A 17,566-nucleotide genomic window follows, 5' to 3' on the forward strand; every position below is an offset into this window, starting at 1 on the left:
GATCTATCATGTTATATTTTCGTCGGTTCATATTTTTCTTTTTTCTAATATTTCTATCTGCCTGTGTTTCTATCAAGGTACATGTTCCCAAAACTCTTTCCGGTGCTCATGAGGTGCAAGAACATTGGATGGAGGTGAAATCCGGAGCTCCAGATTACGATTCCAAGGATCCGGATTTCGAGGTGGAATTTCCGAGCGAGGATCCAAATCGTTTCGTATATTTCGAGGACGGATTCACATCTTGGACCGGCTGGGGAAAAGATTATACGAATCTGTATGGACCGATCTCAAAACTGATCCGAAAAGAGTTGAACGATCATAAGGAAGAATATCCGGGAAAACATAAGATCACCATCCAAAAGTTCAGATTAGAATCCTTGGATCATTGCAGTTACAACCAAGTGAATGTGGAGATGGAAGCGGAGGTAATCTCTTCCGGAAAAAACTGGCATTACCAATTCAAGGACGGGATAGAGTCTAGGGTTACGGATTGTATGGCGACTCTTGCTACACTTCCTATTCTACTCGGATGGATCATACATCTTCCTTATATGGGTCATAGAGGAAACAGGGAAGATCAGTTAAACCAAATGGGTAGAGTTGCACTTTTGGATTTTATGGATGAGATCAAAAAACACTCTGCAGATCTTAAACGTTCTCAGAACAAAAAAGGAAACAAGTAAGATGAAAAAGAAAATTCTAATATTCTTACTTGCCTGTTCTACCTTTCAGTCCTGCTACTATTCAACGGAGAAAAGATACACAGTCGCCCAGCCGTATGCGCCGAATGACGAAATGTATTTTGACGAAGGAAACCCTCAATTCGAAGAAGGAGAGCCTTATTCGGTCTTAGACTTTATCGGAAGTTGGATCTGGATCGAAAGTTTATTCGCAAAAGTTATGATCTGGGATAGAAGGATGCAAAATCACAAACTATCTTTCGAAACAAAAAAATATCTGATGGATTATATCAGAGATAATAATCTAAAAGATGTGAAGGTGCGTTTTAACCAGTATTCTCCTGGAAACGATTTCAGAAGACTTTGGGATTCTAAATCGGTAAATCCACTTTTAAAATGGACCATAGGTCTGTTCGCCTATGTTGTGAATGATGTACTTTTAGTAGGTCGTATTTTCGGTGGGGATCATTATAATCCGTATTCTAATACGATCCATGTGTATTCGGATATTCCAGCGGTAGTGATACATGAGGGCGGTCACTCCAAGGACTTTGCCCAAAGAGAATATCGTTCTTTGTACGCGTTAGGATATGCAGTTCCAATCCTTGGGGCCTTCTACCCGGAAGCAAGAGCCTCCGACGATGCGATCCGATACTTCAGATATCGCTGCGATAAAACGGAAGAAATGACCGCATATCGCACATTGTATCCGGCTTACGGCTCATACGTGGGAGGTGGGATCTCCGACTTACTTCCAACCTCTCCTTATACACTCTTATATTCTTACTCCATCCTTGCAGTTGCGGCTTCCGCAGGACATGTCGTAGGTTACGTTCGCCAAAACCAAGTTGAGAAGGAATGGATCCCCAAAGAATGTCTGATCGCGGCGGAGTTGGAGAGGAAGAAGTAGGAGACCCGCTTTCGAAAACTACTAGTATGTAAGGTTCATTAACCTTGCACTTTCTAATTTATTAGGTCATTTTGATTTTATTACAGGAACATCTTTCCACTTTGAAGTGTAGAATGGAGATATTTTGCCTCTTCGCATTCTCCAATTTCGATAACCAAACCCTGTAATAGCGGTTCTAACCTTACCCGACACGAAGTTGGCATTAATGCTTGTGATTAGTTTTGTAATCTTGGAATCTTTAGGCTTATAGAAAATATCTGCTTGAATTTCTTCCATTTTAACTAAATCGGACAACATTACTCCGGATTTTTTATAGAGAATATTCGGCTTATATATTTGTTTCAGAGCTTGAATGCAATAATCTTGAAGTTCCATAAGATCATGCGTTGCTACCGGAATTTCTACTCGGACAGCTTGCGAATATTGTTTTTCCTCCTTTCTGAAAGGATCGGTACGAATATAGATAGTTAAAGTTTGAGCGAATCGATTTTCCTTCCAAAGCTTTTCTACTGCGCGTAATAGATAAGTGCATGTTGCTTCTATCAGAGATTCTAAATCTTTAACTCTTTCGCCGAACGCTCTTGCTACTACTATTTCCTTTTTCGTTTGAGGGTTAGTTTCTAAATCATAGCAGGAAAATCCACAAAGTTCATAAGCGGTTCTCAGTCCAACGACGGTCATATTTTTACGAATCCAATCCTTTCTCAGCTGACTAAAATCGTAGGCGGATTCTATTCCATTTTCCATAAGTAGTCTTTGGTAGGCCGGACCTATTCCCCAAATATCTGCTACCGGTACTTTGGATAAGATAGATGAGATTTTATTATTCGGTATCATAAAAACTCCACGATGTTTAATGTTAGATTTAGCTAATTGGTTTGCAACTTTAGCTAATGTTTTTGTAGCTCCCACTCCAACGCATACAGGAATACCAAGCCATCGTTCTACTCGTTGTTTAATTAATTGAGCGAATGAATATAAATCTTTCTTGGCTTCAGCTAGATCGGTAAGTTCTAGAAAACATTCATCGATAGAGTAAGGTTCAATATTTGGGCAAAGAGATTCTAAGGTTTCCTGGAATCGAAAACTAATATCGCCATACAAGGTATAATTGCTCGATAATGTAATTAGTTCCCTACCTTGGAGAATTTCTCTGGCTTGGAAAACTGGCATTCCCATTCGTATCCCAAGAGCTTTCGCCTCTTCACTTCGAGAGACAGCACAGCCATCGTTGTTTGACATGACAACGACTGGCTTACCATTCAGATCTGGTTTAAAAAGTCTTTCGCAAGATACATAGAAATCATTTACGTCAACTAAAGCGAAAATTCGATTCCTATTTACATCGATGGATGACAAAGGTTATTATACCCCATATCTGAACATCGCTCTCTAACTCAACGGGAACAATGTTTGCTTTTTCATCTAACTCCAGGAAACACAAACGACCTTGGATCTTACCTATCCGTCTTATCGAAAAATCACCCATGTAAGTGACGACGGCCATTTTTCCATGACTTGGTTCTAAGGATCTATCGATGACTAAAAAATCTTTATCAACAATCCCATGCCTTTTCCAGGTGTTTCCTGAAATACGCATGTAAAACGTCGTTGCGGGATTTTGTTCCAACAACTCCTTCGGATCTAATCTCTTTTGAAAATAATCCTCAGAGGGTTTCGGGAAGCCGGCCATCAAAGGAACCCGTAAAAAAGGAATCTTCGTGCTAATGTTTTCTATATAAATTCGAGCTTGACTCATATATAATCATATGTATAGTGAATGTGGGAAAAAGGCAAGTACTTCAAAACAAATTTGGTGAGTTTTCTTCTGTTGGAACTTCTTGCAGGCATTCTTCTCCGAAAATGCGGTGCTTTGTGCTAATTACATTCTTAGAAACGGGAAAAACTTCCATCTGCTCAGCAGGATAACTTTGAAAGAATGCAGAAATATCTTCTTTGCTGTTTAATTTTTCATCCAACCAAAGCTCAAAACTTACAGGAGGAAGAATAACTGGCATACGTGCTTTTTCGTGATACTTCGCGACAAGATCATTAGCTACTGTAGTAATGATAGAGAAAGTATATATATTCGTTTTAGTTTCTGGATCTTGCCAAACTGAATAAACGCCTGCCATTCCGAACGGTTCCCGATCTTTTAATCTTATCGCGTAGGGTTGCTTACTTCCTGGTTTACCCATCGCTTCGTAAAATGCGTCGACAGGAACAATACATCTCATATTATAAATTCTGTTTTTAAAAGATTTGAGATCAAAGATAGTCTCGCATTTTGCATTAAAAGTAGAATACTGCATAGCTTCTTTATAACTCGCGGCGCCTTCATTTATTAACCAAAAAACTGCATCTTCGACTGTATAATCAATCCCTGGTTTAAGAATGATATCAGCTTTATCAGTTAAAGTGATATTGTATCTGCTTTTCCTTTCCTTCTCCAGATTTGCAAAAAGGAAAGGTTGAGCTTTTGACCAACGATTAGATTGAGCAACACGAGAGCACATCACTTGAATGAACAAAAGAGATTAAGGTAGTTCAAGAAATTAATCAAAAAGAAAGTTATAATATTATGTTGAATGTCTGTCGTGGTCCCTTGAAGCGATTTTGCTCCCATCCTATAACCTCGTTCCCTTCCAATCTATCACCCCACATCTGCTACCTCCAATTTCCCCCATTTCCCCCAAAAATCAGATTCCTTTCCCCGCACTTGGATCATTATTTTGATAAAATGTTTAATATTTGAGCATTGATGAATAATCAGTATAAAAAATAAGCGAATAATTTAATTTCTGCTTGTTTATTAAGAGCAAAATTAGTCTCCTTCAGATACATAGGAGGAGGATTCTATGCTCCTGACTAATTACCAAACGGATTCCTTTTACGACGAAATGTTCTCAGAAGAGGGCGGAATTCGCCAGAGTTATCATATCTTAAAATCCAGGATCGAAGGGATGGATGATAAGGAGCTTTTGAAGCGGAAGGCTTCCGCAGAAAAGGCACTTCTTTCCTTGGGAATCACCTTTAACGTGTACGGAGATGACGAAGAAGAGGAAAGGATCATGCCTTTCGATATCATTCCTCGGATCGTAACTTCTTTCGAATGGAAAAGAATGGAAGAAGGTCTCAAACAAAGGATACGCGCATTAAATCTTTTCATCCAAGATATATACGGAGATGAAAAGATCATTAAGGATGGAGTGATCCCTGCAGAGATCGTTTATAGCAGTTCCGGTTATTTAAAAGAATGTAAAGGGATTAAACCTCCAAAAGGGATTTGGATCCATATTACCGGAACGGATCTTGTGCGTGACGGGGATGGACAAATGCTTGTCCTTGAGGATAATTTACGTTGTCCTTCCGGTGTTTCTTATGTATTAGAAAATCGTGAAGTGATGAAAAAAACTTTCCCGGAACTTTTTGCGAGTCTTTCCGTAAGACCGATCTACGACTATCCGATCCGGCTTCGTGGGATGTTAGAGCATCTTTCCGATAAACCTAACCCGAATATTGGAGTTCTAACTCCTGGGATCTATAACTCTGCCTATTACGAACACAGTTTTCTCGCATCTCGTATGGGAGTTCCTTTGGTGGAAGGCACGGACCTTACTGTAAGAGACGATAAATTGTATATGAGGACTACCAAGGGCTTAAAGCAGGTGGATGTTCTATACAGAAGGATAGACGATACCTTTATGGATCCTAAAACTTTCCGCAAGGATTCTCTTCTGGGTGTTCCTGGTCTATTCGAAGTCTTTAAAAAAGGAAATGTTGCGCTTGCTAACGCTCCAGGAACCGGTGTTGCCGACGATAAGGTGATCTATTCCTATGTTCCGGATTTTATTAAGTATTATCTGGGAGAAGAGCCGATTATTCCTAACGTTCCTACGTATCTATGTTCTAGGGAGAATGACCTGAAATATGTCTGCGAGAATATAGGAAACCTAGTCGTAAAGGCGGCTAACGGAGCGGGAGGATATGGAATGATCATAGGTCCTGTCGCTAGCGAAAAGGAAAAAGAGGAATTCGTTGGGAAAGTTAAAGCAGACCCAAGAAATTATATAGCTCAACCTGTTTTGAGTTTATCCAGGATCCCTACGTTGATAGAGGATAAGTTAGAAGGAAGACATGTGGATCTAAGACCTTTTATCTTATACGGAGAAGAGATCTATGTGATGCCTGGCGGTTTGACCAGGGTTGCTTTGAGAAGAGGTTCCTTGGTTGTGAATTCTTCCCAAGGTGGCGGCTCTAAAGATACTTGGGTGATGGGTTAATATCAAAAAAAGAAGAAGAACTGGCAATCAGGGAAATACCAAAGCGGAACCGAAAAAAATCACAAAACTAGAGAGGTTTCCTAATGCTAAGCCGAGTCGCTGAATCCGTATATTGGATGAATCGTTATATGGAAAGGGCCGAGAATTATTCACGTTTTTTGGATGTGAATTTTCAGCTTTCCTTGGATCTGAACGAGGACTCCAACAGACAATGGATGCCTTTGGTGTATACCACCGGAGATAATGAATTATTTTCTAGAAAGTATAATATTCCTAGCAAAGAAAATGTGATCCATTTTATGAGTTTGGATATTGAAAATCCGAATTCTATCATGAACTGTTTGATTCGAGCTAGAGAAAACGCGAGGACCGTCCGAGAAAATATTTCCACTCCTATGTGGGAAGTGATCAACGAATTCTATCTTACGATAAAATCCAAAAGAAAATTTGAAGACTCTGATATGCCAGGCATTGCTGAGTTCTTCAAGGCAATCCGGAATCAATGTCTATTGTTCTACGGTTGCCAAGAGGCCACTATCTCTCACGACGAGGTTTGGCATTTTGCTTTACTCGGAAGATTGTTGGAAAGAGCTGATAAGACCACTCGTATCCTGGATATGAAATACTTTATACTTCTTCCTTCCAGGGAAGAAGTTGGATCCACCTTGGATCTGATCCAATGGCTTTCTCTTCTGAAATCCGCAAGCGCTCACGAGATGTTCAATCGTTTTTATACGAGGATCACTCCTAAGAATATAGCTGAGTTCCTGATCTTGGATAAAATTTTTCCGAGAGCGATACGCTTTTGTTTGTCCAAAACATTCGATAGTCTGAAAGTTTTAAGCGGGACCGATAAGGACAGTTACGGGGACGAAACGGAGAAGAGAGTAGGTGTTCTTCTTTCCGAAATGAACTACGCCTCTATAGACGAGATCTTTTCCTCAGGTATGCATGAGTATTTGGACCAATTACAGGTGAGATTGAACGGGATCGCTGCACAATTAGACGAAACCTATTTTAGGAATTGATCATGTCCTTATTAGTGTCTCTCACTCACGAAACTTCTTACGAATATGACAGGCCTGTTGCTTTATCCCCTCATATCATTCGATTGAGGCCGGCTCCTCATTCCAGGACTAGGATCGTTTCTTATTCTCTTTTGGTAGAACCTTCCGAACAATTTTTAAACTGGCAACAAGATCCTTTCGGGAATTACCAAGCAAGATTGGTATTTCCTAAGAAGACTGAAAAATTAAAAATACTCGTGGATCTGGTGGCGGAGATCCAAGTCATCAATCCATTCGATTTTTTCTTGGAGCCTGACGCAGAAGAAACTCCTTTTATTTATTCGGATGCTTTAAGGAAGGAACTTCTTCCTTACTTAAGCGCCACAGATGGGAGTAACGCACTCGCTAATTATATTTCCGGCTTACGAAAAGACGGCATTCTAAAATCAAAGCGCACAGTGGACTTCTTGGTTGGCTTAAATCAAAGAGTTTACCAGGACGTTTCTTATGTGATCCGAATGGAACCAGGAGTCCAGACCTGTACGGAAACTTTGGAAAGACGATCTGGTTCTTGCAGAGACTCTGCATTTTTACTCGTTCAGATCTTAAGACATATCGGTCTCGCATCTAGATTTGTTTCCGGTTATTTGATCCAATTAAAACCAGACGAGGTTTCCCTCCATGGGCCTTCCGGAGCAAAGGAAGATTTTACCGACCTTCATGCATGGGCGGAGGTGTTCCTACCAGGAGCAGGCTGGGTGGGTTTGGACCCAACTTCCGGATTATTTGCTGGAGAAGGTCATATTCCTTTGGCGGCTGTTCCCGAACCCGGAAGCGCTTCTCCTGTATTCGGATATTCAGATCCGGCAGAGTCCAAGTTCGGATTCAGGATGGAGGTCAAAAGATTTCAGGAATCCCCCAGGGTCACTAAACCTTATTCGGATCCTACTTGGGATAGAGTATTAAAGCTTGGAAAGGATCTGGATGCTAAATGCAAAAAAAATGATATTCGCGTTTCTATCGGTGGAGAACCCACTTTTATTTCGGATACTTCCAGGCAGGATCCTCAGTGGAACACTCTTGCAATTGGAAAAGAAAAACTAGAGTTAGGCGAAACACTTCTCACTAGGCTTCGTAAAAAATTTTCACCCGGTTCTTTGGTCCAGGTGACCCAAGGAAAATGGTATCCTGGAGAACCTTTGCCTCGCTGGTCCTTGAACGTTTTTTGGAGAAAGGACGGGGAGACATTATGGAAGAACGAAGGATTATTCTCTTCTTCTTCCGAAAAAGAAAAAAAAGATTTAGATAAGGACTTAATATCATCCGAGAGTTTCGGAGAAGAAGTTTGTAAAACCTTAGGAATTTCTCCCAAACATATGGTCCCTTTGTACGAGGACGGTTTTTATTATTTATGGAAAGAAGGGCAACTTCCCGAATGGAAGGATCCTAAGAGCCAGGATTTTAATTCGGAGGATTTTTCTTTCGAAGCCTTAGAGAGGAAGAAGGTTCTCTCCTTGATGGATCGAGACTTCAAGATCAAAAAAGCGATCGCAATTCCATTACAATTTAATTATACAAAATCGGAATGGGAAAGTTCTGAGTGGAAATATAAAAGAGAAAGATTATATTTGATGCCGGGAGACAGTCCCGCCGGTTTTAGGTTGCCTTTTTCTTCGATCTCGGAGAATTTCCGGCCGAATGCGATTCTTACGGATCTATCCAAGAGTAAAAAATTACGCTCTCGAAAGGATCTGGATTCTATTTTAACTAAAAGATCTTCTAAAGAACCAAAATTTTTTCCGGAAGGAAAAGATCTTCCGATCCGTACTACTTTGGTCATTGAGCCGAGACTTGGTTCTATTCATGTATTCCTGCCTCCTGTCGAAGGATTGGAACCTTGGTTGGATCTGATCTCTTCTTTGGAATTTGCTTCCGAAAAGTCAGGAGTACAGATCGTTTTAGAAGGTTATGAACCTCCTTCCGATGCAAGGTTAGGTCTATTTCGGATAACGCCAGATCCGGGAGTATTAGAAGTAAATTTACATCCTTCTTCTAATTTCAAAGAGCTGGAAGAGAAGACCCGTATCTTATATGAAGAAGCAAAGGATCTAGGCTTAAGTGCGGAAAAATTCCAGGTCGATGGAAGACATACAGGAACTGGAGGTGGAAATCATATCACTGTAGGTGCCATGTCTCCGGAAGACAGTCCATTCTTGCGAAGACCCGACCTTCTTCGCAGTTTGGTAAGTTATTGGCAGCATCATCCTTCTCTTTCTTATCTTTTTTCCGGTCTGTTTATCGGCCCTACCTCCCAGGCTCCGAGGTTGGACGAGGGTAGGGATGAAATATTATACGAATATGAATTAGCTTCTTCTCAATTAGATAAAATTAAAGAACCAAATCCTTGGCTTGTGGACCGTCTTTTCCGGAACCTGCTTGTGGACCTAACTGGGAATACTCATAGAGCAGAAATTTCTATAGACAAACTGTATCCACCGTCCGGGCCTCGTTTGGGTCTTGTGGAACTAAGAGGATTTGAAATGCCTCCTCATTATAAGATGAGCGTGGTGCAACAACTCTTGGTCTTATCTTTACTCTGCAGATTTTGGGAAAAACCGTATGTAAAGTCCCCTATCCATTGGGGAACGGAGCTGCATGATCGTTTTCTTCTTCCTCATTATGTTTGGAGCGATTTTAAGGATGTTCTGAAAGATCTAAAAGATCATGGATTTGCATTCCAAGAAGAGGAGTTCCTACCATTTTTCGAATTTCGTTTTCCTGTGTATGGCAAAACACAAAGAGAAGAAGTATTCTTAGAACTTAGAATGGCATTAGAGCCTTGGAATGTTCTCGGTGAAGAGTCGTCTTCTTTCGGAACTTCCAGATCAGTGGACTCTGCATTAGAAAGATTGCAAGTAAAGGTAGAAGGTTGGAGCGATCGTTATCTTCTCAGCTGCAATGGCTACGAGGTTCCTCTCAAAGGCACCGGCAGAAAAGGAGAAGCTGTTTCCGGAATTCGTTTCAAGGCTTGGAATCCTGTATTCACTCTACATCCGAATCTTCCGGTCCATACTCCCTTGGTGTTTGATGTTTGGGACAGTTGGTCTTCTCGTCCCTTAGGTGGTTGTCGTTATTATGTTTCTCATCCAGGCGGAAGAGCATACGATACATTCCCCGTAAATTCATATGAAGCCGAGTCCCGCAGGATCTCCAGATTTTTAGCGGATGGTCATTCTGCCCTAGATGGTTCCGAGCCAAAACGATTGAAACAATCGAGCGGTTATACAATGGACCTTCGTTGGATTGAATAAGTTAATATTTATCAAGCTTAGTTTGTGAGATCTAATCTCAAAAACAGTTGCCTCCAGTTCTAGAAAAATAATTCTGATTCTCAAGATAAAGAACCCAGTTTCGAGGGAACTATGCGACAAAACAATTCTGTTCAAAGCAGACGATTCGGCAGGTTTTTCAGGATCAAAAAGACTATCCTTGCTGCTTGGATCATTCTAAGTATTTTCTTACTTTCCATTCTTATTTCCTGCTCTCATAAAAACTCCGCATCCGGTGCGGCAAATACGAATGGATATCTCTACCAGATGTTCAATTCATTCGATCCTAGATCTCTTTTGCAGAATTTAGGAAATAATATTATTCCTCCTCTTTTTACGAATTTAGAAACGAGTAGGCTTGCACTTGTAAATGCAACAAATGATCTTTGTGTCACTGATTCTTTAGCTGCTGCGCAGGCGGCATGGATCGCGCATAAATCCGATCTGAAAAAAGTAGAACCTTTTCGTTTCGGATCTACTCTTGCTTACTTTTCTAGAATGGATCCCTTCCTGATCAATTATCTAACCGTGTCTCCACCTAGCACAACGGAAGGGTTGGATGTTTTGGATTCATTTACCGTCGGTGATCTTTCCGATGCACAACAAGCTATAGGCCAAATGAAAAATATGGAGAAGGGGATCAGTGCAATAGAGTATCTTCTTTTCAGTAGACCTGGAGTGAATAGAGGGACTGCTCCAAGTTGTTCCGATTTTCCGTCCGCTCCGGACGGGAAGGCCGCTCTTTTGAGAGCATTAGTTTTAGAATATAGTGGGCATGTGCAGAATGTTACGACTGCCTGGGACGTGAGCGGAACAAATCCTTTAGGCACACAGCTCGCAACTGCCGGGAACGGAACTTCTGCTACTTTTCCAAGTTCGGATGCCGCGTTAGACGCTGTTTTTGCGGGAGCTGTCCAACTTTTAACGATCATGAAAGATGGAAAACTGGAAATTCCTGCGGGGCTTTCCGGAGGAGGGAACGGTTCTTCTCCCAAGTCGGACCGTGCAGAGTCCAGATTTTCAGGACAATCTTTCCAGAACTTAATAGATAATTTTACTATTTTTAAAGCGATCTATACAGGGAACGGAACCGGTACAGGGCTTTCCGATTATGTAAAATTCTATAGTCCTGAATTAGACGAAGAAATTAAAGGTGAGATGGCAGAACTAGAAGAACATCTAGGAGATATAACTCCTTCTCTTTCGCCTTCCGATCCTTCCACTGCTTGGGGAAGTTCCAATGCTGCGAATTTTACCGCGATCAAGTCGAGCATTGAAGAGTTAGGTGAATTATTGACAATTTTGAATACCGAGTTAGCCGCTCTTACCGGCTCAAGTCCGATTTCAGGTGGACCAGGAGGGGACGGAGATTGATGTTCCGAAAACGATTCCGTTCTTCTCTTATTTTAAGTATTTTCATTTTTTCTAATTCTTTTCTTTTCTCCCAGCCTAACGGAAATGCAGGGACGAACGGGACTTCTTCACAAGCTGAGCAAGAAGATCCTTCTAAAAAAGAAGAGTCCAAACAAGAGGAATCGATCGCAGAAAAGAAAAGAAGATTTTTAGAAAGCGGTCAGATCAACGTGATCGGCGCTAAAGATGATGATATCAAAAAGATCCCCGGCTCTGCGAATGTGATCGGTAAAAAGGTCTTAAAAGAAACAAATCCTATCGATTCCATGGAAGCTTTGCGAAGAGTTCCTGGTGCTACGATCCGTTATCAAGATGCAGTGGGTCTTACTCCGAATATCGCATTCAGAGGTGTGAGTAATGAAGAATCCAGAAAAACTTTGATCTTAGAAGACGGAGTTTTCACTTCTTTGAGCCCTTACGGACAACCCGAAAGTTATTTTGTGCCTCATATTGATCGGATGGAAAGGGTAGAAGTTGTAAAAGGTTCCGGCTCCATTCTTTTTGGACCAACAACTCTAGGCGGTATTGTCAACTATGTGACCCGTAAACCTCCCGAAAAACCTACTTTTAGTGCAAAGGTGATCGGAGGAACGAACGGTTATGCTTCCAGTCTTTTGCAATACGGTGGAACTAACCAAACTACGAATACTGGTTATGATATTTCTTATATGCGTAACCAAGGAAACGGTTTTAGAGATTACCAAGGTTTTAGAGTAAACGATCTGAACCTGAAGTTGATCCAGAAATTGGGAGAGAAGGATTCTGTTTTTCTAAAATACCAATCCTACCAGCAAGAGGCGCAGTCAACGTATTTGGGACTGACCCAAGGTTTGTATTGGAGAAATCCCCGGATCAATCCTGCTAGATACGACCAAAAGTCGATCGAGAGACAAGCTGCAGTTATAGGTCACGATCATACTTTTAATGAAAATTGGAAGATGATCACAAGAGCATACTGGACCAATGTAGGCTTCCTATTTCGTCAGGAATCTTATTCTCATAATAATATGACCGAATTCGGTTTTCCCGCAAGACCTCCTGAAAATGCAGTCGGCGTCTATGCTCCGGATATTATAGGAAACCAGCCTGGAGATGTGATTTACATGTTAAATTCCACTCCAAACAGACATTCTTTCTTTAAGACCGGCGGTTTGGAAACTAAGGTAGAAGGTAAATTTAATACATTCGGTTTGGATCATGAGATCGCTTTTGGGGCGAGAATGCATTATGAATCCGTAAATGCTGCGAATAATGTATTTCCTTATCCGACTCTTACAAAAGGACTTACCACACAGCAGCAGAATCGTAACGCTAGAGCTTATGCCTTGTACGTCCAAGATTCAATTAAGGTTACCGACAAGTTTAAGGTGATCCCTGGAGTTCGTTACGAACATATCTTCCAAGGAGTATATACTCATAGAAGGCTTGCGACAGCGGATGACGTGACCAAGGGATATGCGAATACAGTCGGTCAATCCATCTTAGTAAATGATGCAAACGAGACTTATACAAAAGTAGTTCTGCCGGGAATCGGTCTTACATTTGATATTACGGAGAAGTTTATCTGGTTCGCGGGAGCTCACACCGCATTCTCTCCTCCTACATTCTCTACCGTTCAAAATCCTGCATTGGGTTTAGGTTATAAACTCAGCGCGGAAAGATCAAATAACTACGAGACAGGATTTAGAGGAAATATCACTCGCTACTTCTATACTCAGATCAGTACATACGCATTATATTTTTCGAATCAGATCGTGAACACGAACGAAGCAGGCTCCGGACTAGGAGCAGTTCCGATCAATGCAGGAAGATCCGTTAACAGGGGTGTGGAAAGTAATTTCGTTTTCGATTTCGGAAAATTTGCAGAGTCCAGATGGGAGATCCCTCTGGAATTTACTTATTCTTATACAAAGGCAATCTCTACTACTTACGTTCCAGTGGGCACGATACAAAATGCAGACGGTACAGTGAGTGTCACGAACCAACCTTTGTATGCGATCAACTCCACAGGGAATCTGATCAAGGTAAACACAAACGGAAATTATCTGCCTTACGTTCCTATGAATGTTTTTATTGGTGCGATCGGAGTGAAAAGCCCATCAGGATTCTATGCGAGAGTAGAATATCAGTATTTTGACAAACAATATTCCGATCTGCAGAATACCAAAAACCAAAGTACCGATGGAAGCCAAGGTGTGGTTCCCGCTTACGGAATTTGGAATGCCGACTTCGGATACGAGGCTCCCGGAGGAAGATGGTCTATTTTCGTGAATGGAAAAAATTTAGAAGATAGAGTCTATATTTCCGGAAGACTTCCTGTGGGGATCCAACAAGGACCGTACAGACAAATCAATATCGGAGCTACTTTAAAGCTGGATTAAAATCGGACGGGGGGTGAAAATGTCTCTCGGAAGATGAATCAGAGAACTTCCCAGGCCGCCAATCTACTCTCTGGATATAAACCCGCCTCGGGAGTCTATGACGAGCTATGCCTCCCCGACGGAAAATCCAGGGATAAATACGAATTTTTACTTCGCACTTTAAATCATCTAGGCGGAGCAGAATTAAGAAGACGCAAAGAAGATAGTCTCCGTATCCTAAAGGAAAGCGGAGTGACGTATAATGTCTATGGAGATGAAAGAGAAAGGGTCTGGGGACTGGATCTATTTCCTCTTCTCATGGACAGCAAAGAATGGGACGGGATCGAGAGAGGTCTTGCCCAAAGATCCGAACTACTTAACGAAATTCTAAAAGATGTTTACGGTCCTAAAAGATCCTTATACGAAAAAAAAATCCCTCACGAAGTCCTATTCCAGTCAGGCGGATTTTTAAGAGCCTGTGCTCCTGTTTATGATTTTACAAATTTCCGTTTAGCATTCTTAGCCACGGATATCAGTAGGGACGGGCAAGGGAATTTTTATGTGATAGGAGATAGAGTCCAGGCTCCCTCCGGTTCAGGATACGCTTTAGAAAATCGTATCGTTCTTTCTCGTATTTTTCCTTCTCTCTATCGCGATTCTCAAGTGCATAGAGTTGCTTTATATTTCAGAGCATTAAGAAAAACGTTAAATTCATTTTCTTCTAATAGAGATAGGGAACCTCTCACAATTCTTCTTACCCCCGGGCCGGGAAATGAAACCTATTTCGAGCATGCGTATCTTGCCGGTTACCTAGGATATATTTTGGCCCAAGCAGAGGACCTGACTGTTAGGGACAATAAGGTCTTTCTAAAAACGATCGAAGGTCTACAACAAGTGGATGTAATCTTTCGTCGGGTGGACGATTGGTACATGGATCCTCTCGAGTTAAAGGGAGATTCTCTTTTGGGAGTTCCGGGTATCTTGGGTGCTGTGAGGGCGGGAAATGTCACTGTGGCAAATCCAATCGGTTCCGGATTTTTGGAGAATCGAGCGATCCACGCTTATCTTCCTAACCTATGTAAGTTTTATTTGGGTGAGGACCTGATCCTTCCGAATGTTCCTACTCTCTGGATGGGGGACGAAAATTCCCGGAAAGAAGTATTTTCCAATCCTCATAAGTATGCGATCAAACCCGCTATTCGTTCTCCTTTGGATCCTTCTGTTTTCCTTTCTACTTTAAAAGATAAGGAAATGTTCGAACTGAGAACCAAGGTAGAAACAAGGCCGGAACGTTATGTGGCACAAGAAATACTGGCCGGTTCCACCTGTCCTATTTTTTCAGGAGATTCGGAAGAACTTCTGATCGGTAAGTCTGTTTTAAGGACTTTTACCTGTCTTTCTGAGAACGGGTATACATGTATGCCTGGTGGACTCGTGAGGGTTTCTCCTAAAGCGGACGAACTGATTATCACGAACCAAAGAGGAGCTATTTCCAAAGATCTTTGGATCTTAGCTTCGGAAGAGAAGAAGGAGTTCAGTCTTCTTCCAGGACAGATCGGAAGGATACCGATCAAAAGAAAGGGCTCCGGAATTCCAAGTAGGGTCGCGGACAATATGTTCTGGATGGGACGTTATGCGGAACGTGCCGAGAATATGTCCAGACTTCTCAGAGAAACTGTTCACAAGATCTTGGAAGCGGAAGAGTCCTATGAGAAGGACCAATTCTCTATGCTACTCGGTATCTTGGACCAACTCTCAGGATACAGCCTTGGGTTTTTCGAAACAAACGGATTGGATTCTTTGGATTCCATCCGAGAGAAGATATTCCAATTGGCGACTTCCCCATATTCTTCCGGAAGTATCCGCCACGATCTGAACTTTTTTGTGGGAACTACAAAGGCGGTTCGGGACAGGATTTCCGACGATACACGTTATTTGATTTCCAGGTTAGAATCCGAGGCTCCGAGAAATTCCAGTTACGACGAAGTGTTGGAATACCTACAAAAACTTGTGAACCTGTTTGCGTCTCTCTCCGGACTTGCAAATGAAAGTATGAGCCGTGAGACCGGATACTTCTTCTTGGATATGGGAAAAAGATTAGAGAGGTCTCAGTTCTTAACCAAGCTGATACTCGCTACGATGGAAAGAGCTTCTTTATATAATAAAAGTATGTTCGAAAGTCTTTTGAATGTGAACGATATACGTATCACTTACAGAAGACGTTATAAGTATAGAATAGAAGCTGAATCAGTCGTGGACATTCTGATCTTCGACGAAAGTAATCCTCGCTCGCTTGCTTTCCAATTGGAGAGATTAAGAGAGAATACATTGTTCTCATTCACCGGAAAGGACGAAGAAATTTCGGAAGAGATCCAAAGGCTTAGAGATGTTTTAGTCCGATTCGGTGAAGAAGATGCAAAACGTATTTTCGAATATGCGGATCCTGCTGGAGGACTCCGCAGATGGTTAGAAGATATTCTGGCCCAATTAAAATCCGTCTCCGATGCGGTCGCCACTAAATACTTCCGCTATGTGGAAAACCAAGTCAGATTGGGAGGACCTTATGGCTGAGTATTCCGTTCGACACTTGACTCATTATACTTATGAGAAGGAAGTTTCTCACTGTTTGAATCTGGCGCATCTTTGTCCTACATCTAACGAAAGACAGATTTGCAGGGAGTTTAGGATAGAAATATTTCCTAAACCTAAATATACCGAATTCAGAACGGATTATTTCGGAAATACCGTATATTCTTTCGCAGTAGAAACTCCTCATAACGTTCTGTCAGTGACTGCGGAGGCAAAAGTTTTCACTTCAGAACCGGAGAAGAAAAAAGACCAAATTTCGATCTCAGCATCTGAAATATTACAAAAATTGAAAACAGTTACTGAAAAGGAAGCTATGGAGGCCATGGAATTCGTAGGAGATTCGTCCTTTGTAAGCCGTTCCGTTTCTTATAAGAATTTTTTAGAAAAATATCTACCTATGGATCTTCCCTATCAGGACGCCGTCTTGGAATATGTAAAAAGATTCCGAGAAGACTTTAAGTTCAAGGCGGGAAGTACGCATATTTACACTCCTCTGGACGAGGTTTTGGAAAAAAAAGAAGGAGTCTGTCAGGACTTCACTCATCTTTCCTTGGCAGCGTTTCGTTCTATGGGACTACCTTGTAAATATGTTTCCGGTTATATTGAAACCTATCCTCCTCCAGGAAAGCCTAAGTTGAGAGGAAGTGACGCAACTCATGCGTGGATCTCAGTGTATTCTCCGGGCCAAGGTTGGTTCGATTTTGATCCTACAAACGGAAAGGCGATCACAGACGAATATATCCATACTTCTGTAGGCCGGGATTTTTCGGATGTTTCTCCTTTGAAAGGGATCTTATTCGGAGGCGGGAAACATAAATTGAAGGTGGAAGTGGATGTTTCTCAGTTAGGAGATCATAACGGGATCGGAAATCATATCTGAGGATCGGTTTGTTGGAGTTCTAACGTAGGTTGTTTTGTTGATTGTAGGGGTTCCTACATGCGCAGCAGGGCAGCGAGGTTGAAAAAAGCCCTCCCGAAGGAGGGCAATGGATCAG

General features: G+C 41.6%; 12 protein-coding genes. 9 read left to right on the forward strand and 3 right to left on the reverse strand.

Going from position 1 to position 17,566, the window contains the following annotated elements:
- The first annotated feature begins 8 nt into the window (after positions 1-8).
- Together LPTSP_RS00860 and LPTSP_RS00865 are read left to right on the forward strand one after the other, a co-directional pair.
- Entirely contained in the window at positions 9-683 is a 675-nt protein-coding gene (locus tag LPTSP_RS00860) for a hypothetical protein (protein ID WP_245915433.1), read from the forward strand.
- A 1-nt stretch (position 684) separates the two neighbouring features.
- Positions 685-1,590 (forward strand): hypothetical protein, encoded by a 906-nt coding sequence (locus LPTSP_RS00865; protein ID WP_174704406.1) that lies wholly within the window; start codon positions 685-687, stop codon positions 1,588-1,590.
- 66 nt (positions 1,591-1,656) lie between these two features.
- Here the strand turns inward: LPTSP_RS00865 and LPTSP_RS00870 are convergent, their stop codons facing one another.
- From LPTSP_RS00870 to LPTSP_RS00880, 3 genes are all read right to left on the reverse strand, one after another.
- Positions 1,657-2,949, reverse strand: a complete 1,293-nt coding sequence (locus LPTSP_RS00870; RefSeq protein ID WP_108926967.1) for a Y-family DNA polymerase — start codon at positions 2,947-2,949, stop codon at positions 1,657-1,659.
- Entirely contained in the window at positions 2,927-3,283 is a 357-nt protein-coding gene (locus LPTSP_RS00875) for a S24 family peptidase (protein ID WP_245915434.1), read from the reverse strand. Before LPTSP_RS00875 ends, LPTSP_RS00870 begins: the two co-directional genes overlap by 23 nt.
- A 109-nt stretch (positions 3,284-3,392) precedes the next feature.
- Positions 3,393-4,121, reverse strand: coding sequence for an SOS response-associated peptidase (locus LPTSP_RS00880; RefSeq protein WP_245915435.1), 729 nt, complete (start codon positions 4,119-4,121; stop codon positions 3,393-3,395).
- Positions 4,122-4,448: 327 nt separating this feature from the next.
- On the opposite strand from LPTSP_RS00880, the gene LPTSP_RS00885 reads away from it, so the two are divergent.
- The 7 genes from LPTSP_RS00885 (at position 4,449) to LPTSP_RS00915 (ending at position 17,451) form a co-directional block, all read left to right on the forward strand.
- Positions 4,449-5,873, forward strand: a complete 1,425-nt coding sequence (locus LPTSP_RS00885) for a circularly permuted type 2 ATP-grasp protein (protein ID WP_108926970.1) — start codon at positions 4,449-4,451, stop codon at positions 5,871-5,873.
- Between the two features lie 83 nt (positions 5,874-5,956).
- Positions 5,957-6,901, forward strand: coding sequence for an alpha-E domain-containing protein (locus LPTSP_RS00890; RefSeq protein WP_108926971.1), 945 nt, complete (start codon positions 5,957-5,959; stop codon positions 6,899-6,901).
- A 2-nt stretch (positions 6,902-6,903) separates the two neighbouring features.
- Positions 6,904-10,191, forward strand: coding sequence for a transglutaminase family protein (locus LPTSP_RS00895; protein ID WP_108926972.1), 3,288 nt, complete (start codon positions 6,904-6,906; stop codon positions 10,189-10,191).
- Between the two features lie 111 nt (positions 10,192-10,302).
- Positions 10,303-11,583 (forward strand): imelysin family protein, encoded by a 1,281-nt coding sequence (locus tag LPTSP_RS00900; RefSeq protein WP_108926973.1) that lies wholly within the window; start codon positions 10,303-10,305, stop codon positions 11,581-11,583.
- Entirely contained in the window at positions 11,583-14,003 is a 2,421-nt protein-coding gene (locus LPTSP_RS00905; RefSeq protein ID WP_108926974.1) for a TonB-dependent receptor family protein, read from the forward strand. The genes LPTSP_RS00900 and LPTSP_RS00905 overlap by 1 nt, the downstream gene beginning before the upstream one ends.
- Positions 14,004-14,036: 33 nt before the next feature.
- Positions 14,037-16,553: a circularly permuted type 2 ATP-grasp protein gene (locus LPTSP_RS00910; protein WP_108926975.1), complete on the forward strand. Its 2,517-nt coding sequence runs from the start codon at positions 14,037-14,039 to the stop codon at positions 16,551-16,553.
- Positions 16,546-17,451 carry a transglutaminase family protein gene (locus LPTSP_RS00915; RefSeq protein ID WP_108926976.1) on the forward strand — a complete coding sequence of 302 codons (906 nt, stop codon included), beginning with the start codon at positions 16,546-16,548 and terminating at the stop codon, positions 17,449-17,451. Before LPTSP_RS00910 ends, LPTSP_RS00915 begins: the two co-directional genes overlap by 8 nt.
- The last annotated feature ends 115 nt before the right edge of the window (positions 17,452-17,566 follow it).

The sequence above is a fragment of the Leptospira johnsonii genome, from assembly GCF_003112675.1.
In the GTDB taxonomy this organism is placed as follows: domain Bacteria; phylum Spirochaetota; class Leptospiria; order Leptospirales; family Leptospiraceae; genus Leptospira_B; species Leptospira_B johnsonii.